The 19,732-nt window shown below is 41.2% G+C and carries 17 protein-coding genes; 4 read left to right on the top strand and 13 right to left on the bottom strand.

What is annotated here, in order from left to right:
* Window positions 1-82 precede the first annotated feature (82 nt).
* The 4 genes from IMQ33_RS16670 to IMQ33_RS16685 all read left to right on the top strand — a co-directional run bounded on the left by IMQ33_RS16670 (window position 83) and on the right by IMQ33_RS16685 (window position 5,524).
* Window positions 83-817: a molecular chaperone gene (locus IMQ33_RS16670; protein WP_173409911.1), complete on the top strand. Its 735-nt coding sequence runs from the start codon at window positions 83-85 to the stop codon at window positions 815-817.
* A 22-nt stretch (window positions 818-839) separates the two neighbouring features.
* Window positions 840-3,311 carry a fimbria/pilus outer membrane usher protein gene (locus IMQ33_RS16675; protein WP_196062128.1) on the top strand — a complete coding sequence of 824 codons (2,472 nt, stop codon included), beginning with the start codon at window positions 840-842 and terminating at the stop codon, window positions 3,309-3,311.
* Between the two features lie 12 nt (window positions 3,312-3,323).
* A complete protein-coding gene (locus IMQ33_RS16680) occupies window positions 3,324-4,397 on the top strand; it encodes a fimbrial protein (RefSeq protein ID WP_173409913.1) in 1,074 nt (357 codons plus the stop codon).
* A 356-nt stretch (window positions 4,398-4,753) separates the two neighbouring features.
* Window positions 4,754-5,524: a hypothetical protein gene (locus IMQ33_RS16685; RefSeq protein ID WP_196062127.1), complete on the top strand. Its 771-nt coding sequence runs from the start codon at window positions 4,754-4,756 to the stop codon at window positions 5,522-5,524.
* 150 nt (window positions 5,525-5,674) lie between these two features.
* Here IMQ33_RS16685 and IMQ33_RS16690 read toward each other — a convergent pair whose 3' ends face one another.
* The 13 genes from IMQ33_RS16690 to IMQ33_RS16750 form a co-directional block, all read right to left on the bottom strand.
* Entirely contained in the window at window positions 5,675-6,292 is a 618-nt protein-coding gene (locus IMQ33_RS16690) for a LuxR C-terminal-related transcriptional regulator (protein ID WP_196062126.1), read from the bottom strand.
* Between the two features lie 28 nt (window positions 6,293-6,320).
* Window positions 6,321-6,962: a LuxR C-terminal-related transcriptional regulator gene (locus tag IMQ33_RS16695; protein ID WP_196067760.1), complete on the bottom strand. Its 642-nt coding sequence runs from the start codon at window positions 6,960-6,962 to the stop codon at window positions 6,321-6,323.
* A 44-nt stretch (window positions 6,963-7,006) separates the two neighbouring features.
* Complete coding sequence (locus IMQ33_RS16700) at window positions 7,007-8,041, bottom strand: fimbrial protein (protein ID WP_121608588.1); 1,035 nt, start codon at window positions 8,039-8,041, stop codon at window positions 7,007-7,009.
* Between the two features lie 71 nt (window positions 8,042-8,112).
* Entirely contained in the window at window positions 8,113-10,677 is a 2,565-nt protein-coding gene (locus tag IMQ33_RS16705) for a fimbria/pilus outer membrane usher protein (protein ID WP_121608587.1), read from the bottom strand.
* Between the two features lie 80 nt (window positions 10,678-10,757).
* The gene (locus IMQ33_RS16710) at window positions 10,758-11,492 is read right to left on the bottom strand and encodes a fimbria/pilus periplasmic chaperone (RefSeq protein WP_173409918.1); all 735 of its coding nucleotides are present in this window, start codon (window positions 11,490-11,492) and stop codon (window positions 10,758-10,760) included.
* 100 nt (window positions 11,493-11,592) lie between these two features.
* Window positions 11,593-12,123 (bottom strand): fimbrial protein, encoded by a 531-nt coding sequence (locus tag IMQ33_RS16715; protein ID WP_121608585.1) that lies wholly within the window; start codon window positions 12,121-12,123, stop codon window positions 11,593-11,595.
* 78 nt (window positions 12,124-12,201) lie between these two features.
* Window positions 12,202-12,498, bottom strand: a complete 297-nt coding sequence (locus IMQ33_RS16720) for a hypothetical protein (RefSeq protein ID WP_162304316.1) — start codon at window positions 12,496-12,498, stop codon at window positions 12,202-12,204.
* 35 nt (window positions 12,499-12,533) lie between these two features.
* Window positions 12,534-12,749: a hypothetical protein gene (locus IMQ33_RS16725; protein ID WP_162304315.1), complete on the bottom strand. Its 216-nt coding sequence runs from the start codon at window positions 12,747-12,749 to the stop codon at window positions 12,534-12,536.
* A gap of 63 nt (window positions 12,750-12,812) precedes the next feature.
* Window positions 12,813-13,130 carry a hypothetical protein gene (locus IMQ33_RS16730; protein ID WP_121608584.1) on the bottom strand — a complete coding sequence of 106 codons (318 nt, stop codon included), beginning with the start codon at window positions 13,128-13,130 and terminating at the stop codon, window positions 12,813-12,815.
* 165 nt (window positions 13,131-13,295) lie between these two features.
* Entirely contained in the window at window positions 13,296-15,458 is a 2,163-nt protein-coding gene (locus tag IMQ33_RS16735) for a peptidase domain-containing ABC transporter (protein ID WP_196062098.1), read from the bottom strand.
* Window positions 15,459-15,505: 47 nt separating this feature from the next.
* Window positions 15,506-16,765 (bottom strand): HlyD family secretion protein, encoded by a 1,260-nt coding sequence (locus tag IMQ33_RS16740; protein WP_121608582.1) that lies wholly within the window; start codon window positions 16,763-16,765, stop codon window positions 15,506-15,508.
* Complete coding sequence (locus IMQ33_RS16745; protein WP_121608581.1) at window positions 16,765-18,129, bottom strand: TolC family outer membrane protein; 1,365 nt, start codon at window positions 18,127-18,129, stop codon at window positions 16,765-16,767. Before IMQ33_RS16745 ends, IMQ33_RS16740 begins: the two co-directional genes overlap by 1 nt.
* 28 nt (window positions 18,130-18,157) lie before the next feature.
* Entirely contained in the window at window positions 18,158-18,799 is a 642-nt protein-coding gene (locus IMQ33_RS16750) for a response regulator transcription factor (RefSeq protein WP_230326732.1), read from the bottom strand.
* Between the last annotated feature and the right edge of the window lie 933 nt (window positions 18,800-19,732).

The following is a 19,732-nucleotide window of genomic DNA, read 5'->3' on the forward strand; positions in this document are numbered from 1 at the left end:
GATATTCCCAGGAAAATATATACCAACTGAATTTACCACACAAAGAAATATCTAGCCAGAATTTTACCCAGAGCAATAAATTATGTTTACATTCAATAGAAAAAAATTATTTATCATACTATCTTTACTTATCTCAACTGCTGTTATTAAAAATACCAGCGCTGGTGTTATGATAAATAACACTCGTATAATTTACGACCAAAAGCATAAAAGTGCCAATGTCACGCTTACAAACGTCACTAACGGTCACTATGCCGTGCAAGTGTGGATAAACGGTGAATCTGATCGTTCAGATGAGAAGTCAGCCTTTGTTGCGACTCCTTCGATATTCCGTCTTGATCCGGGTCAGGAACAAATTGTCAAAATACTCAGTTTACCGGCGTCATTACCGAAAGACCGGGAGACCGTATTCTATTTTAATGCTCAAGAGATACCTGCGACCAATAAAGCTGATAATAATAACAAGTTGGTGATGGCTATCCGCACTCGTATCAAAGTGTTCTATCGCCCAAGTCACTTAGCGATTGCACCTCAAAAGGCAGCAGCTACCTTACAATGGAAAACTGTAGATAAAGAAGGAAAAACCTGGCTGCAGGTGACCAACCCCTCCCCCTATTATATTACCTTTGCAGAGATGGCATTACGTAATGGTAAGCAGAAAGTGGATGCACACGATCCCGAAATGTTACCTCCACTCTCCACACAATCCTACCCGCTGAACCAGAAAGCTTCCTCAGCTGAAGGTAGCGTCGACTTTTCAATTATTAATGACTATGGCGGTATTACACACTATAGCAACACACCAATACAGAAATGACTGAACCTTAGAGATCATAAATATGTTTAAATACTCACTCAGGGTCGCCGTATCTGCATGCCTCTTTTTTAATCTGAAAGGCTATGCCGCCGAGACAGATCTTTACTTTGATACCGACTTTATGAACAGAGCTGAGGGGCAAAGTGCGGATATAAAACCTGAAATAAATAATATCCTGCAAAAAAATACCCTGGGTGAAGGGCGTTATCCTGTGCTTCTGTTTATCAATAACCGGGAGTATGGGCAAGTACAAGTTGAATTTAAGCAAAAAGGTGATGTATTAGTACCACTCATCCCAATTTCCTTATTACATCTGGCTGGCGTTAAACCCGAGAGCCTTATTACTCAAAGAACAGATAGCAGTGGTATCATCAGTGATGATATCACCTCAAGCATTCCTGAGAGTCAGACGATTTTTAAAACTCGCTCCCTGACATTAAATATATCAATACCTCAGATTTATATTGATACTGTTGCTAAAGGATATGTTCCTCCAACAGAATGGGATGAGGGCATTAATGCTGCACGCCTAAATTACCAGATTTCTGCAGGACAAAGCCATTCTACCAATGGAAATAATACGAATACGGCTAGCGCCTATCTGCACAGTGGTCTCAATATTGCTGGCTGGAGAGCACGTTCATCCATCGCTTATCTGAAAAATAGGCCCAGCCAACTATACAATTCTTATATTGAGAGAGATCTGCCGGGCACATTGGGGCGACTGATGATGGGGGAACTCTTTACCCAGGGGAACGTAATGGAAAGTATCCCGTTCCGCGGTGTTCAGGCGAGTTCCGATGCGGATATGCTGCCGGATGCAATGCAAGGGTATGCTCCAGTGATCCGTGGCATAGCAAATAGCCAGGCCAAAGTCGAAATTCGTCAACATGGCTATTCGCTTTACACCACTTTTGTCCCCCCAGGCCCTTTTGAAATTACAGATTTGAATACAGCAGCTGGCAATGGCGATCTTGAGTTGCTCATCACTGAGGCCAATGGTGAAGAGCGTCGTTTCACTCAACCGTATGCAACGTTGGGCAACTTACTACGCCAGGATACGTGGCGTTATAGCATAGCTGCCGGGAGTTATAACGCACCGCAGCAAAGCCAAAAACCCAATTTTGTGCAGCTTGTTGGTGCCCTTGGCTTACCACGGGATTACACCGCCTCCGTTGGCGTAGTTGCAGCCGAAACTTATCGTGCCGCACAAGCAGGAGTGGGAAAAGGATTAGGCAGGTGGGGGGCTATTTCAGTTGATATTACCCATGCCGCATCACAATTTGAAAACAGCGATCAGAGCGGACAAAGCTACGCTATTCGTTATGGCAAAGCCTTCAGCAGTGGCACTAACCTACGCTTTACGGGTTATCGCTACTCAACCAGTGGTTATCGCTCATTTACAGAATCCATCAGTGAACGTAGCCAGCCCGCGTTCAATGGCCGCGCTGAAAGTCGTCGTAACCGACTAGAGGCTAACATCACCCAAAATATCGGCAAGGGGAGTTCTATTTATGCCGTAATTAGCCAGCAGGATTACTGGGGCAGTAACTTCAGGGAAAGCCAGGCACAACTAGGCTTTAACACCATGGTGGGCACGGTAAACGTGGGTATGTATGCCAGTAAAAGTTTGAAAAGTATGAATACGGGTAATCAGGGGGCGGAGGTATCACTCACACTCTCAATGCCACTAGGGCAAAAGAGTATAAATACTACGCTGGCCCGTAACAATCGTGGTCAATATGCTAAAACACTGGGCATCAGCGGCGTAACTGGCGACCATACCCAACTAAACTACAACGTTGATGCATCACAGTATCAAACAGGCTCAAATCAGATTTCAGCATCAGGCGGGTATAGAACTCCCTGGGCACAACTTAGCGCTGGCGTGACCCAAAGCCGGGACACACAAAGTGGCAACATTGGCGTGTCCGGATCATTATTGGCTCATTCCGACGGCATTGAAACCGGTCCATACCTCGGTGAAACGATCGGCCTGATACATGTTGAAGGAACACCCAATGTAGAAGTGCAGAATAACCCAGGTAATCCAACTAATCAGCGCGGATACTCAGTTGTGTCTTATTTGCGCCCATACCGCTCAAATAGGATTATTTTAGACACCCGTAATACAGATAACGATACCGTTATCGCCAGCGGGGTAACAGAACTGGTTCCACGTCGTGGTGCAATCGCTAAAATACAATTTAACGTTGTAAAAGCAACGCAGCTTTTAGTCAGCCTAAAATTGACCGATGGACGCTATGTTCCTTTCGGTGCAGACGTAAAAGATGGCAATGGCAACGATTTGACCTTGGTTGGTCAGGCCGGTCAGGCACTTTTCTCTTCAGACCAAACACGTTTAACAATGAATATAAAGTGGGGAAAAAAAACAAATCAACGTTGTCGTACTACTATTGATACGGCAAATGGAATAATGAGTGATGGTATCTACATGATAGATGCTCAATGCCAACTGATTAGCGAAAAATAAGGGAATACCAATATGAAATGGATGCAATATATAGTTACTTTAATAATGTTATTTAGCAATAAACAAGCTTATGCGGATGTTCCCATGCCTGGAAATTGTAATTGGGAATCGGAAGACGGTAAATTTTACGCTACAAGCTTTGAAGGCACGATCAATTTAGGAACGCTATATATTCCACGTGATGCACCTGTAGGTTCTATCATCGGACAGGATTGGGTAAATATACCGATCAATACCTCGTCGATGAAGCAACTTGCATGTTTTAGCAAAGCAGCTATTACAACGATGGTGAGCGGAGGCACGGTGATAAACAATATAACTGTTGCAAATAACAGGGTACCGACTGGAAGCTTATTCAGCACAAATATTCCAGGTGTTGGCATTGCATTTAAAACCAGTAGCATTAATGTATCTACGGTTTCAGGTACCCCGCCTTACTTTCCCTATACCGTTAGAACAGGACGCCTGTCACTACTTACAACACCTAATATTCCAGTGAGTGTACTACTGGTTAAAACTGCTGATATATCAATGGGTTTACAGAAGCTTAATGCCTCCTCTCAGATTATTACTGACGGTACGGGTGTCATTGAAAAATTTAAAGTGAATGCCACTATTATTCGTTCGGAGTGTGTACTACCAGTAACAAGCAAGCAAATCTCTGTGTATATGGGTAACATTTCTATTTCTAAGCTTAAACCGGCTGGAACAGAAGGTTCTACGTTGCAAAGTTTTCAAATACCACTGACGGATTGCATCAGTGGAAGTTACCCTAGCGTTTCAAATAATTACTTCACCTCGTCCTATGTCAATCTAAGTTTAAGTGGAAATTCAGGTTCAACTATCATAGATGTAGACAAAGGTATTTTGGGGCTAAATAGTAAGTCTACCGCAAAAGGTGTTGCAGTGCAGATCTTACAGGCAGGAAGTAATATCCCGATGACGCTTGGCCGTAGTGTGAAAATGAAAAGAGTCACAGATGGTAGTATGAGTCTTGATTTTGATGCCAGGTACATAAAAACTAATGACTCACCAACGGCAGGAAGTGCTAACGCGAGTGCAACATTTACCATCACTTATAAGTAGTTGATAATATGATAAATTATAGCTTACCGGCACTAGGGAAAAGTATGACTGGTAGAGTAATAACAATCAAAATTAATGAGATAGGATAAAACCTATAGGTAATTACCCTTCCTTTTAATCGCACTCTAAAAATCTGAAACCAGTTAATCTAATTTCAGATTAACTATAAAATCGCGTGAAATAGGATAATATCAAATAATGTATCAGCATGACATAAATGAAAAAACATTAACATATTCATAATCAATAAAATTATATTGTGCCTTTTTATTCTCAAACCCAAGAAAAATACCATCTATAATGTTAGTATTATTGTCAGGGAATAAAAGATCTACCTCAAGGAAAGCAGGAGAATCATGATGCCAACTATCTACATCATAAATAACGCTGTAGAATTCAATGCCAAAGAAAGAACGTTAACCTCACTTGATGATTCGAGTAATAAAGTACTTCTGTATGTTCCTGCAGCACGTTGTTTGATGCTACTACTCAAAAACAGAGACATAATATTAGATAAAGACATCTTTTTTAACGAGGTATGGAACAAAAATGGTGTACATGTCACCGCAAACACTTTTTACCAAAATATATCTATTCTCCGTAGGGGTTTTATAAAACTAGGCTTGGGAAATGAAGTTGTTAATACAATCCCCAGAAAAGGATTGCAACTGAGCAAGTTTCTAGATATTAAAGAAATAACTGAAGGAGATAAGGAAGATAACAACCAAAAGCAACCACCTGAAATAAAAATTGAAAATCAGGTATCAATACAGAGGACTAATAAAACAAACAGATTAACATTGATGTTTATATTATTGACGGCTATTATTACGATGTATTTCATAATTGAAGGCAACATGAAAAATCAAAGTGACTTCTTCATGAAGTATAAGTATGCGAAAAATATAGGAGAATGCAGGATTTATACTGATAACGTGATGACAAAGGTCGATGAGTCAGAGAAATACATAAGAATCAATGATAAATCTTGCAAAGAATACAAATTTAATTACTTAACAAGACACCAATTCTCGCAAAGAGTATCAATAATAAGATGTAACAAAGAAATTAGGGACGAAGACACTGATTGCATATCTGAATACCACATCATTACAACCCCAGACTAATAAACACCTGGGGTTCCTATAAGCCCGATTGAGATTGATATGAAGCACACCTTAAAATGACTACTAAAACATGAGGTTAGATAATGGTACATGTTTTGAATACGCCTATCGCCGCAACTGTACCAAATAAAAACTCAAACAGCAACCAGGTTACAATCTAACTATCTTGGAGAAAAGCTGAGTCACATTATCTACGCCTAGCTTTCTCATGATTTTTATTTTATGAGCACTGATTGTTTTTACGCTCTTAGAACAATCTATAGCAATTTGCGAAATACTTCTACCACTCAACAAGTGGAATAATGTTTCTCTCTCCTTGATGGTAAGCAAGTTAAGATCATCAAGTTCCATCTTGTTCTTTGAATTTAATATAGTTAGTATCTTCGGACTTAGTGTTTCATATCCTCTTAATGCCTTATCTAATTGCAATTCAATAATACCACACTCCTCTTGAGAGGAGATTATTGAACAACTATACTCACGAATAATTGGTGATATTTCATTTCGGTCAGTACATGAAGTAAAAATTATCACATCTGAAATTAACTCATTAACTTCAGATAAGAAATCACTTGTTGTATTAGTTGCTGAATTATCAACAACAGGAATATCACAAATGACCGAACTAACGGTATTTTTTTTAAGAAAAGCTAACAGCTCCACAGTGGTACTTGTAGAGTAATTAACACTCGCACCCAACCCAGCGAGAACCGATTTAATTCCTAACACTGTTATTGGACAATGATTCATTAAAGCTATACTAGTCATGCTTCGCACCGAGGCCTTATTTATATAATTACGTATAAAATGAAAATCTGTTTAACACACCGCCAAGAGCAGAAAACTCACTATTATTATTTATATTAAGTCGTTTCATTATACTTGTTTTTTGAGTAGATATGGTCTTTATGTTACGTCCATTTTTTTTAGCTATATCTGTAACTCTTTTACCTTCGAGCAAGTCGAAAACCAAGTTGGTTTCAGCCGGAGTCAATAACGCAGGTACCTTCCAGTCCATTTGCTCCAAAACATAAGGACCGAATCTTCTTTCTTTATTCATAATAGAAAATAAAATATCAAGAAAAACGCTACTACTCTCTTTATAGAACATAACTCCATTGATGCCCAACGAGGCAATAAGTGCGTATAACTTGGCGTTTAAAACATCAGAGAATAATAAAACAGGTATACCTGAGCTCGATATTTTCCATGCCTTCTTTATAGAGTCCAACGTGTTACCACACTCTTTCGAAATGGATAGAATAACTAATGCAATCGTTCTGTCAGTTTCATTGCCAATATCCCACACGTTATTAATATTAACTACCGTATAATCCCCCCCATTAACCGACTCGAGTGTACTACGCACACCAAATGCATTGACTGGCGTCAAGTCAGTTAAAATAATATTTTTTTTAGATAAATTAAAAGCATTCATAAAACCACCAAGCGAGAATATAGAAATGCGTATCAAATACGCACCTAAATGTATGATATCGTATAGACCATCGTGCTATTGGCCGTGCCTGGAGTAACATTACCTTGCGTTTGATAATATCTTACTGAAAAAGGGATACTTATTTCTGATCCACTTACTGGGAATGAACCAATCTGCCAGGGAGTCCCAAGCTTAACTGGATTTTCGGTGCCGCCAAATAGTATTTGCAATGCCACACCTTGTGCATTATCGGTATTTGGAGACAATGACAACAATCCCGAAACTCCCCCACCCTGAGGGCTTGCACCATCCAATTGTAACATAATTTTAAAAGCACTCATTATTTCCGTATCACAGAGCAAACTAATATTAAACCCCTTAGATTTACTATTAGAACCGACACCAGAACCAAAACCACTCTTTTTATTTATGGTTGTTTTATCCAAAGAAACAGTGAAAGATGCTGGACCTTTGATCTTACAGGTTTCAGTTGTATAAACTACACTGTTAGGATTTTGCATTATGAATATTGCACTATCTGTAGGATATGCCGTAGCTCCTCCCATAGAAAAAAGGTCTACACTTTTTGCAATAATAGCTGATTGTGAACTGTTAGACGTTTTGATAATTTGAACGTCAACAGTAAACGTGTTTTTAGGCCAATATCCACTTGTTGACCCTCCTCCGACGGCTGTCTTGTCGTTAATTGAAACACCAGAGGAAATTGTTTGGGCAGCACTACCATTACTCCCATTAAAATTAACATTTAACGTTAACCCATATCCCAAAGCCTGAGAAAGATCTTTTCTCTTGAAATATATCACCTGCGCTTTGTCCGTAAGCTTATTTAAGCTACAGGATGTTGTAAACTCATATGTTTTACTGAAAAGCACGGTACCAATTGGTATTCCTGGCGTAACTTTTATTGCCGGCGTATCAATGCCAAGGGAAAACAGAGCATTCCTCCCGTCAGCCGCTCTGCAGACTAAATCCGCATAGACAGAAGTATTCCCCAAAAAAAACAAAATAATCACAAGAGATGCTCTTACGCATATCAATTTAAAATTTAACGTTTTCATTATTATTTTACACCGTTATTATTCATTAAAGATTTAATCCTAAAATTTAAAAAAGAAACCGCAGTAAAATCTTACAAGCACTTACTGTTAATGCTTAATATATTAGCCACCTTTGCTTTATCACCATTATTACTCTTCGGTACGCTAACCTTAAATGTACAGCGTTCTTGCTTCCCCTTCCCCCACGCAACGTTTAATTGAGATACTGCAACTGGTAAGCGGGCATAAATCGTGCCCCCCTGAGCAACAGTTCCAACAGTATTTCCTTTTTCGTCCCTTACTGCCGCGCCAAGAGGAAGTTCTTTCCCATTTGTACCAATATTTATCAGTACAGGACGCCCAACCGACGTGCGATATCTCAACCGGACAACCGATCCGGAACGTGGTATCACCTGTTGCCGCGTGTTTTGTAATTCCACATCCATAGGTAAGCCTTTTGGATCCAGAGAGATTTCATTCAAACGATAAGAGTTCAAATAAGGTACCAAAGCATTACCGCTATTATTGATAATAACACCCGAATACCCTTCAACTTTAGCACCTTCGGCATTAGGTGCGCTAATAATGGCTAATGTATCAGAGCTGTATGGGCTTGCAGTGATACTATCTGAAAGTACGACAACAGACCCTGTTGCCCCGGTTGAGACTGAACGATAATTTTTACCCTGACCATAGGATCCTTGCAAGGAACTGTAAGGCGAACGGTAAACCCCTGAAACACTCCCGGCGCTATTATTATTTTCATCTCTGCCGGCGGCCAGATTATAGTTAAACTGGTCATCACTCCCCAACATGCCATTAATACTTGCCTGGCTATTTAATCCGTTAGATGTACGGCCAAGATTCATATTCAGATTTGGTGAGTTTCCTCCTGAACCTAATGGAGCAGTGAAAGTGACTAAATACTGAGTTTCTTGATCGCCACCAACGTTTCTTAAGCGGTTTGCTGAGATTGAATAAGATAACCGCCCAAAATTATTGCTGTAACCAATTTGGTACTGCTTATCATTACCACTTTGATTCCAATAGTTCTGACTAAAACCACTGACATATAACTGCCCCAGACCTTCAGAGAAAGACTGACTTGCAGTTAGCGATAGTCTATTACGCGGGCGCTGAAGGGTTAAAGCCGCGTCATCATTATTATAACGATAATGGTCGCTAAACAGCATCGCATTTTTTAGATCCAGATAGCCAGATGATGAGAAACGATATGCAGCAATGGATACGCTACTGCCGGTTTCCGCAAACATCTTACTGAAAGTCGCTCTATAACTGCTACCCTGGTTCGTATTGCCTCCTGCTGAAGCTCTGGCATGAGTAACATCCAGGGCTAGCGCACCAAACTGGGTACCTATCGCTGCACCGACTAAACCAGCGCTATAATCTCCGGTTCCTAAAAAGCCCGTATAACCCGTTAAGCTATTTGCCAGCCCATGTTGGAGTGTTACTTGTGCAACTCTTGGCGTATAAGAGATATTTAAATCCCTGATAGTACCTATAGCAGCATTGTATTGTGTCATTCCAGGACGAAGTAGCTGCGGTACAGAAGCATAAGGAACGCTGAACGTAGTTTGACGCCCATCGGCTTCTGTGACTTTAACCTTTAAATCGCCACCATAGCCTGTTGGGTACAAATCATTAATTACGAAAGCCCCAGGCGGCACGGTCGTATCATAAAGGACTGCACCACTTTGTTCGATAGTGACGCGTGCGTTGGTCTGTGCAACTCCACGCACCACGGGTGCATAGCCTCGCTGGGAGTCGGGCAACATTTTATCGATGGTGTTAAGAGCAACACCGCGAAAACCAAATGTGTCGAACAGCTCACCTGAAGTAAATGCATCACCAACCGTTAATCTGGCTTTGAGCGGGGTTATATCATGCTCAACATAATTTCGTATGCTGTTATAGTCCCTACGATCATTTTTCTGCCAGGTTAAGGATCCGCTGTGACGAAACATCCAACCAGCCAGGTTATAACCGACGTTAGTGCCACCATAAAATGATTGAGACTCTTTGCCATTGGCTACTGATTCATAATAGTTCGTATTATAGCCTAATAATAGTGCATTAGCTCCGTCGTCCCACATGGCAGGATCAACAGAGCCGCGAGCCGTTTGCAGCAAGTCGGCCTGAGGTATTTGTATATCAAGACGCATTTCTGTACTGTCAAAATGAACTTTTGCCGCGGTAGTTAGCTTTCCCAGCTCATAATAGTCATCCGAGGAATTCAACTCATTGAAAGCCTTAGTGTTTAATGCACTCGATTTGATCCCAATTTTATTAAACAATCCCTTATTGATGAGAACCTTCGGTTTCCCCTCTATTAAAATGACGGGGACTGATTCCAGACCAATAAATTTCTCATTGAGATATGTCTCAGCTCGATATTCTCCTGGCTCTAACTGGTTGCCATACTCAAAACGCGCCACATCAACTTCATTACCAGCTGCCTGCATAAGGAAACCAGGGTCAAAAACGGCCTTCGCAGAACGACTCCCATCCTGAACCTCTTGAGCGATAACATTATGGGATTGAAGAGAAATCGCTGAAGTGATAGCAACCTTCCAAAAGCTGCCATTCACTTTTCTCACGCTTAAACAATCACGTATTATTATTAATAAACTTCTCATAATTATCACCCGGTAAAAATCCCTATTTCCATGGTAAAGAAAATAAAAATAAAGTTATCAATTTGATTATTTAATGGCTACTAAAACCCATTAATATAAGAATCGGATACCGCCACTCCGCCAAAATCGGTTATCGCCTTATAGGTTAGTTTACTACCAGCTAAAACCCCGGTAAGTGGAGCGCTTTTAAATACTTTAATTTCCCTAGGGGCTAGCATTTCACCTTCAGTAGTATTGATTTTTTTACCATTAACTGAAATTTCTACGCCTGCAATATTGACATAGTAGGCCGACGGGTTTTTACCCTGTAATTGCCTATCTTTAGTCAATGACCATTGTACATTCTTCAAGGCTTCACTGGCTCCGTCAGCATCAAGAGAGCCAGGTCTGAAGAATATTTTTATACGAGAACGTATGGCCATCTGAAGCGTATTTTGGCCTGAATTTGCATTCTTAGGTGGTATGTCTAATATATTCAGAAAATAAACCGACTCTTTATCCTCTGGTAAAGTGCCTCCAGTATAGCTGATGCGTAAGGTTTGACCTTTATTGGGTTCAATCCTGAAAACAGGAGGTATCAAAACAAAAGGCACCTTGATTTTATTTATTGGTGTATTAGTATTGCCGTCATCAATCCAGGCCTGTATTAAAGAGGGGAGTTCTCCATCATTTTTCAACTGAACTGTCACCTCCCTTTCACCCTGAGGATAAATAACTCTGGTACCAAGCGTAACTACGTTTGCGAAGACAGACTTAGATAGAAGAATAATCGTCACAAACAACAATATATTAATACGGGAGAATGTTTTACTCATGGAATCCGCCGGGGAAATTAACTTTACTATTTTTACACTCAATTAAATAAAAACACAAGAAGTATAAAACCTCTTGTGTTTCAAAAGTATTATAAACTAATTACAGGTAGTTGATAGAATAGGTTACTGAAGTATCAACATCACCAGCTTCAACTTTACCGGTAGCAAAGTATTGGGCAGCATAAGTCAATGTGCCATTACCAGCAGTCAGTTTTACCATTTTACCCGTAGTCTGGGATGTATCACCCGCTTTCAATACTTTACCATCGGCATCCATCAGCTGAACCTGAACGTTGGCTGCAGTACCGTTGTTTTTCAGGTTACCGGTAATAGAATCCACGTTTGTACCGGCTTCGAAGAAGGCCAGAACAGAGTCAGCAGTACCGCTACAGTTGCTCAAAATCATGTTGAAATTAGTTGAACCAGCAACCTTGTTTTTCTCTGCAAGCAGATTAGCAGAGACTTTTGGCAGGTTTACGGTTGCATCTTTATTTGCACCATTAATGCTTACATTACAGGTTGAGCTGTCAATCAAGCCTTTGAAGGTGATGGTACCGTCTGATGCATTTGCGGTAGAAGCAAAGAAAGTCATAGCAGCGGTCAATGATGCAGCGATAATTGTTTTGTTCATAATTAATACCTTTTCCTTAAAGTTTTAATATAAACAGAAATATTAATATTCCTGTTATTTAAACGTAGAACACGTTTATTACTTGAGTTTATTTGCTACTGCGGCAACACCAAGGACACCTGCAAGTCCTGCTGATGCGGCACTAAATAAGGCAACTGCAGCAACAATACCCGCGGCTACTGTCATCCCAATACCAATAGCTTGCCCAATATGGCTACTACCGGATAAAGAACCATCAGGAACAAACCAAGACCCAGGTTCGCTAGGTTTGCTTGTTGAATGTGTTACCTTATTAATAAAACTCATAATATTAGACGGTGACCACCATGCTGCACCAGCAACCGCTTCAATTTCGTTAACGCTTAATTCGCGCATTACAATCGATCCTTAATGAACTTCATCACTCGAGTTTATTTTCGAATAAATGATGATAATACCGTGATCACCGAATTAATCATTGGGTACATAATGTTTCCGATGGCACCAGAAATGGTTTTACCTATAACTGTACCATTTAGTGGATTCTTTTCACTGCGCAGGAAATTATAGAACCCCTTGGCAGAATCCAAGAAATTAAATGCACCACCAGAAACGGTTGTTAATTCTGCTGTTTTAAGTTCTCGCATATTAAATTCTCTAAATCTCCCTGATGTATACCTATCACATCAAGGAGATTAATTATAATTTACTTAGACTTTAGGGAAAATAGAGCCCTGGCCTAGCCATTCTTCAGTTGAGGAGTTAACTGCTGAGATTGTTTTATCCCAGTCATTAGTGAAACCGTAGATAGCCCCCTGCATAGCGCCAAACACGCCACCCAGGACAACACCAACTAATGCACTGATAACACCAACACCAAGAATACCGCCAGTACTACCACCCGCAACACCTACTTTCATCATACCTGTAGTTGCAACACCGAAAGCACCTACTGCTGCTGCTGCAATACGAGAGAAGAAGCCAGCACCAGAAACCATTTCGACTTCCATGATGTTAAGTTCACGCATTTTTAAATCTCCATATTTAAGTTATTTTAGTTACAATTTTGATACTACACGATGTCGCTTTATGAAAAAGCCATAATAGATTAAAACCTGAAGCAGTTGTAATCCATGACCGCCATTATATGTGTATTTCCCATGAGGTATATCAGTAAAAATCCATACTGCCTGTTATTTAGCTAGAGAATCATCCATAAATGACTCATGGTTTTTATCATAGAATAACTCACTAACTTTCCCCTTATTTAATAGTAAAACACGATCCGCACTGCGAATGGTTTCTGGCCTATGCGCAATGATCACTCGCGTTATCGGCATTGCTTTAATTTCCTGATTTATTAACCTTTCACGCTCGACATCAAGATGGCTTGAAGCTTCGTCTAGCACTAACAAATCAGGTTGCCTATAAAGAGCCCTGGCTAGCAACACCCGCTGATTCTGGCCACCAGATAAGGATGAGCCCATATCACCGACAAGACTCTGATATGCCATTGGCATAGCCATGATATCCTCATGAATTTGAGCTAATTGTGCAACTTTTTCAATCAAGGCCTGATCTGGTTTAGTATCAAAGAAACAAATATTATCAGCAATAGAACCCGCAAAAAGTATGTCATCTTGCATAACGCAACCAATACGCTCTCTGTGCAGTTGCATACCTTGTTTACGAATATCAATGCCGTCGACCTCGATACTACCAGCCTCGGGTTTCAATAAACCAAGCAACAACTTGGCCAACGTGGTTTTACCTTGCCCTGATGGCCCAATGATGGCGACCGACTCCCCCGGATTTATAGTGAAGGAACACTCATCAATCACCAGAGGTTCAGTCTCTGCATAACGGAAGCTCAATGCTTTAATATCAAGCCCAGGTCCAGGTGATTCACCATCTTGGGCTGGTACCGCAATTGTCGCTTCCATATCCTCTTCTTTATCGGTTAGTACAATGTCAGCCAATCGCTCACCATGTAGACGAAGCATTCTAAAGTCGATGAGAGCATCGATTAACCCTGATGCGCGCCCGATGAATTGATCGGCAAAACTGACAAATGCGGTTAACATCCCTACAGAGAAATTGCCATCAAGAACTTCTCTGGCGGCTAGCCAGATTAAAACAACTCTTCCGATCCCACTGATAACCCCCTGAAGGGCACTGAAACCAATAGATAAACGTTGAATTACAATCCCTTTGTTGGTTGTTTCAACGACGGCGTTTGCATAGGATGTTAAACGGACCTCTTGCTTATTATTAAGTTTTACAGCTTGTACACCACGAATAGATTCAAGCAATATTGATTGTGCACGTGCACCGGTAATAATTTGGTCTTCATTTGCCTGTCGGAACGGACGAAATGACACTAGGCGAATGATTGCATAAGCCACAAAAAGGCCTATAACAATCCACGTTAATGTGGTGTTATAAACAAACAGCAGTGCTAGCGTGGCGAAAGCCATGATGCCATCAAGTATGGTACTGATAAATCGACTCGTTAAGGTGCTTTGAATTGTACCAATTGACCCAAACCTGGAAACGATGTCTCCCACATGCCGTGTTTCGAAATACGCCATCGGCAAACCTAATAAACGAGAGAAAACGTTAGCAGTCCATTGAACACTGAGTAAACTCGAAAACCATGTCGTCACCCAGGAGCGTATGACAGAGATTGCGGTCTGCATAACAACTACGCATATGAATCCGATTCCCAGCAGAGTCAGTAAATCACGGTCTGCTGAAACCAGGACCTGATCCATGACCCATTGCATATAGAATGGCCCAAGGATTGCGAAGAGTTCCATCGCCACAGATAAAATAAAGATTTGGGCAAAAGCAGAACGGATGCCAATTACGCTACCAATCAGCGTAAGCATGGATACCGTCTGTTTTTCTTCGATCTTCTTAAAGTTTGCGGTGGGCATTAACTCAAGTGCAACCCCGGTGAAGCATCGGGATACTTCATCCATTGGTACATCACGGATCCCGCGAGCAGGGTCATGAATAGTGATCTTATTTTTGGATACACTCTTTAACACCACAAAGTGGTTTAACTCCCAGTGTAAGATACAAGGGCGGCGTAATTTGACTAATTCATCCATCTCAAGTCGTAATGCGCGTCCCGCCAGGCCTAGTTGATGTGCTACCAACATCACGTCAGCCAACGTTGCGCCTTTTAATGACGTTGAAAAACGTCTACGCAGAGTGACCAAATCAATAGAATGTCCGAAGTAGTTGGAAATCATCCCTATGCAGGCCAGCCCACACTCTGTGGCCTGGGTCTGTTGCATCATAGGTAAACGCCTGCCCCAGCCAAAATTTAGCGCATTTAAAAAACTCATTCCTAGTGTTCCTTTAAAAACTGAAAGTAATACTTATTTCTTCAACTCTATGAAGCAGAGCGTCGCCCTAATGCGTAAAGGGGTTCCAGAACCCATTCAATTAATCGACGGTTATCAATCAGGAAGTCAGCCTCAAGTGCAATACCTGGTTTAAGATGCTCTTTTTTTCCGTAGACAAGAATATCTTGCTTATCCAATTCGACGACTACGCGATAATGTTGTTCACGAACCTCATTATTCCCAGTCAAAGTAGCCACCTCCTGAGGAGACAGGGCCGTACGGGATACCTCAGCCACACGACCATACTGTTGGCCGAATTTTTGATAGGGATATGCCTGATAACGCAACACAACCCTCTGACCTGCTTGGATAAATCCAATTGAACGGCTACTAACCATCATTCTCGCCTGTAACTTGCCATTTTCTGGCAATAGGGAAACGACAGATTGCCCGGCATTGACAATTTGCCCTTGTTTGGTAAGAACTGCGCCAACAACACTATCTTGCGGGGCCTGTAAAACAACGGAGCGACGCGATTCGTTTTCTGCCAGTTGCTGATCTATGTTCGATAACTTGCTTTGCATATCATGCCGCTGATTCAATGCATTAAGCGGTTGTTCGCGTAACTGTTGATATGTCTGAGCAATCTGTTGCTGCAAATCCAACTGCTGCCGAGTGGTCTCCTGGAGACGAGTGTCCGTATCCAACAAATTGGTTTCCTGCTGCTCCACTTGAGTATTAGAGGCGTAACCTTCCTTTTGCATCTGTTGGATTTTATCGAGCTGAACGCGGGCAAGTTCTATCTGCCTTATACGCTGTTTTCGTTGCATCTCGGTTTGCTTAAGCTGAGATTGCAAAAGTGCCAAGCGCTCTTTAAGGCCGAGTATCGCCTCCTTATTGAGCGTATCCAATGCGGCTAGATCGGCTTGCAATCGGCTTCGCTGCATTTCCAATTGGTCCGCAACCATGTGGCGTGTCCGTCCAAGGGAAGTGGCAACTTCGGAGGATATCTCCATTAAAGGCTGCCCTTTATGAACGCTCTCCCCTTCAGTGACAGATAAGTTAACAACCGTTCCCGATACCGGGGGGGAAACAGTAAGTATTCCGCCTATCGGGAGTAACTCCCCCACGGCAGTTTCTCTTTTTGTATAACTTCCAAAAACGAAAAAAAGTGCTATTGAAACGGTAATCAAAGCTACAATACTAATGACAAGCCAGCGATACGGCGGGCAATAGAGCGCCACTGCCCCAATCATTTTTGTTCGGTTAGATTCCAGTGCTTCCTTTCTGAATAATGACTCACTCATTACAATTCATCCATTTTTTGTTTGTTGCCAGTATCTTTACTATAATCTGAACAATTAAATTCAGACAGTTGTTCATAATTGAGCCTTCCGGAAACATGGGACAACTCCAGTATAGATGTTAAGTATTTAAATCTAGCCTCTGATATAGCCCGAAGTGATTCATAATAATTTTGTTGAGCAGTTAGTTCATCGACAATAGTGCGCAGACCTAATTCGTGGCCATACTGTGTAGAGTTAACTTTATTCTTGGCAGAAATAGCAGCTTTTTGCTGCGCTCGCAATAATGCTAAGCCATTAGTGATCCCTAAATATGCCGACCGTGCATCTTGCTTTACCTTTCGTTGGGTATCTTGCAGGTTATTTTTGGCTTGTTCTCGTCGATATAATGCCTCCCTAGATTGAGATAATTGTCCTCCCCCCTGGAAAATTGGCATGGATACATTGATACCTACCATCGTGTTACGTGTCTTAGAGGTTGTGCCAAAAACCTCATCTAACGCATTTTCCCCTTCACCACGACTCCAGTTCCCTCCATATGAGCCCTGCAAGGAGACAACAGGCAGATGGGCACTCGTTGCCGCGAGTACATCGGTATCGGCCTTTTTTAGCTGAAACTGGGCAGTCCGCACGTCTAAGTTATTTTTTACTGCCTCATCCATCACAACTTTAAGATCGGTTGGAATATTCGAACTAACGCACGAGGAATTAATCGGCCTAATTTCATCCGCACTAAGGCCAGTCAAACGCTGATAGAGACCATTTGCAACTTCAAGGTCGTTACGATTAGCAATTTCTTTTGCCGAGGCTGCATCATAATTTGCCTGTGCTTCATCGACATCAGTACGTGTACTGTCACCTAGGCGCAGGGCTGCTTTAGCTTGTCCTAACTGCTTTCCAAAAGCCTGTGAGGCAGCACGCGTTGCTTGGAGCACTTCTCGCTGATATAGAACCTGGAAAAAAGCATCTGAAACATCGACAATCAGCTTTTGTTGTGCGGCATAAAACTCCACGTCAGCCATATCAGCAATCACCATTCCTTGCTTTAGTGCCGCAATTCTAGACATGTCAAATAAAGGTTGCGTAATGTTAAGTCCATAACTATGACGTTTGACTTCCGCACCATATGAAGCATGGGGTTGATCTTGTTTCGTATAACTTGATTCTACTCCAATACTGGGTAATAGACCTGCAACGCCTTGGTCAAACTTTTCATTACCTGCTTCTTTTGAGAAACGGGCTGCATTAATCCCTGCATCGTAAGTGGATGCCGCATTTACAGCCTCTTGCAAGGTTGTAGCATAAGCATGGCCTACAGATGAAAAAAGCAGTAACGCAATGATAGATTTATAATAATGTTCAAACATCTTCACACTCAATAATAATTAATAAATATTAAATCAAACCGTTTTCATACGCATATCGAATGAGATCGGTATTGGTAGATATACCCAACCGACGCATCGCGTTGTATTTTTGGGTTGAAATAGTGCTTATACTTCTATTCTGACGATCGGCAATTGATGCGAGCGTATAACCAGAAGAGAATAGTCGAATAACCTCAAGCTCTCTAGGTGTTAGCACCGGGCTTTTTTTAAGAAAGTAATCTTTCGGTCGAAGTATCTCATAAGCACTCGATGATAAAAATTTTTCATTATATTTCATCACATGATCGCATGCCCTGATAATTTCTTCTACGCTGTCAGCTTTACTGACAATAGCATCAACGCCATAATCCAAAGTTTTGCTAAGGATTGCGGAGTTCCTTTGAGAGGTCAAAAGGATCAATTTTACCCTTGGTGCCTCAGCATGGATCATCTTTATTTTTGAGAATCCATCTAACATCGCTTCATTGTGGTCGGATGCAAAATCAGTGATCGCGATATCAGTCGGGGCTTCTGACAACCTGGCTAACAAATCTTTCCCAGCATTTGATTTATACAGTAATTCATATGCATCCTGCTGTGAAAATATTGCCGACAAGGAGTTCAATACATGGGGGTGATCGTCGGATACGGCAACAGTTTTCTTTCTCATATACATCAAACTCTCATTATGAAAAAATGATCATTAACATACAAATGAGTAGTTAATTTCCCTAAATTACATACTGTTAAATTCTTCTCGATATGGTTGCAAACAAACGCAAACACCAGGAATTATCTTACGAACCAAAATCTACAGCATTAACACCAAGTTAAAAAAATGATTTCTCACTTTAAGTGATGGTTAAGATAGTTAAGATTGTTAAAACCGAGGCTTTTCGTTCAAATTATGAGTCATAGCTGCGTTCCTGCATTGATTTTTGCACGCTTATACTTATGCGCTCCGCGCTTAATCGACCCTATAGACCCTACTTTCAATAAAAGCCAAAAAACCTAACCAGCTGATTATATTAATCATTTAAAGATTTCGATTGAGAGATGAGGGAATATATTCAATGGATGGCATATACTTTTCGATGAGGGCCACGAGGACTTTTCATACAACCCAATCGTTTTGCGAGCAAAACGCTTAATGCGAGTTCTTTACGTCAGTTTGTTACATCCAATACGCTTATGCTTAACCTTTAGCGCTTCTCAGCTATAGCTACCTCAGTCGGCGCGGGATATCATCCCGACAGTGAAAGGGCATGGCATCGCCAACAAACTCGCGGTAGACTTCATCCTGAATAGGTAGGCCAAGTACACCACCGGTTTTGCTGTTGTCAACGTCCCATTGGGCGCTGATCGTCTGAAGCAGATATTACCTGCCACGGGACAACATCACATATTCATAATTCACACAAAGATGAAAACCAGTACTAATTATCGAGGCATAATAAATTCCAACGTCAACCATTCATAATTTTACAATGATAATGCAGATGTCGAATAGAACAAAAAATCGGCGATAGTTGGCTAAAAAAGAACGAAGAAAAATATATCTCAACACTGAGGAGAAGTAGACGTCATTCCCAACGCCGCCCTT

It is taken from the genome of Serratia sp. Res13-Sevr-LER1-36-b (genome assembly GCF_015673035.1).
GTDB classification, from domain to species: domain Bacteria; phylum Pseudomonadota; class Gammaproteobacteria; order Enterobacterales; family Enterobacteriaceae; genus Chania; species Chania fonticola_C.

What these genes read in the sequence shown, in the direction of transcription:
- IMQ33_RS16670 (WP_173409911.1), top strand. Translation starts at nt 83, where the DNA reads ATGTTTACATTCAATAGAAAAAAATTATTTATCATACTATCTTTACTT.
- IMQ33_RS16675 (WP_196062128.1), top strand. Translation starts at nt 840, where the DNA reads ATGTTTAAATACTCACTCAGGGTCGCCGTATCTGCATGCCTCTTTTTT.
- IMQ33_RS16680 (WP_173409913.1), top strand. Translation starts at nt 3,324, where the DNA reads ATGAAATGGATGCAATATATAGTTACTTTAATAATGTTATTTAGCAAT.
- IMQ33_RS16685 (WP_196062127.1), top strand. Translation starts at nt 4,754, where the DNA reads ATGATGCCAACTATCTACATCATAAATAACGCTGTAGAATTCAATGCC.
- IMQ33_RS16690 (WP_196062126.1), bottom strand. Translation starts at nt 6,292, where the DNA reads ATGACTAGTATAGCTTTAATGAATCATTGTCCAATAACAGTGTTAGGA.
- IMQ33_RS16695 (WP_196067760.1), bottom strand. Translation starts at nt 6,962, where the DNA reads ATGAATGCTTTTAATTTATCTAAAAAAAATATTATTTTAACTGACTTG.
- IMQ33_RS16700 (WP_121608588.1), bottom strand. Translation starts at nt 8,041, where the DNA reads ATGAAAACGTTAAATTTTAAATTGATATGCGTAAGAGCATCTCTTGTG.
- IMQ33_RS16705 (WP_121608587.1), bottom strand. Translation starts at nt 10,677, where the DNA reads ATGAGAAGTTTATTAATAATAATACGTGATTGTTTAAGCGTGAGAAAA.
- IMQ33_RS16710 (WP_173409918.1), bottom strand. Translation starts at nt 11,492, where the DNA reads ATGAGTAAAACATTCTCCCGTATTAATATATTGTTGTTTGTGACGATT.
- IMQ33_RS16715 (WP_121608585.1), bottom strand. Translation starts at nt 12,123, where the DNA reads ATGAACAAAACAATTATCGCTGCATCATTGACCGCTGCTATGACTTTC.
- IMQ33_RS16720 (WP_162304316.1), bottom strand. Translation starts at nt 12,498, where the DNA reads ATGCGCGAATTAAGCGTTAACGAAATTGAAGCGGTTGCTGGTGCAGCA.
- IMQ33_RS16725 (WP_162304315.1), bottom strand. Translation starts at nt 12,749, where the DNA reads ATGCGAGAACTTAAAACAGCAGAATTAACAACCGTTTCTGGTGGTGCA.
- IMQ33_RS16730 (WP_121608584.1), bottom strand. Translation starts at nt 13,130, where the DNA reads ATGCGTGAACTTAACATCATGGAAGTCGAAATGGTTTCTGGTGCTGGC.
- IMQ33_RS16735 (WP_196062098.1), bottom strand. Translation starts at nt 15,458, where the DNA reads ATGAGTTTTTTAAATGCGCTAAATTTTGGCTGGGGCAGGCGTTTACCT.
- IMQ33_RS16740 (WP_121608582.1), bottom strand. Translation starts at nt 16,765, where the DNA reads ATGAGTGAGTCATTATTCAGAAAGGAAGCACTGGAATCTAACCGAACA.
- IMQ33_RS16745 (WP_121608581.1), bottom strand. Translation starts at nt 18,129, where the DNA reads ATGTTTGAACATTATTATAAATCTATCATTGCGTTACTGCTTTTTTCA.
- IMQ33_RS16750 (WP_230326732.1), bottom strand. Translation starts at nt 18,799, where the DNA reads ATGAGAAAGAAAACTGTTGCCGTATCCGACGATCACCCCCATGTATTG.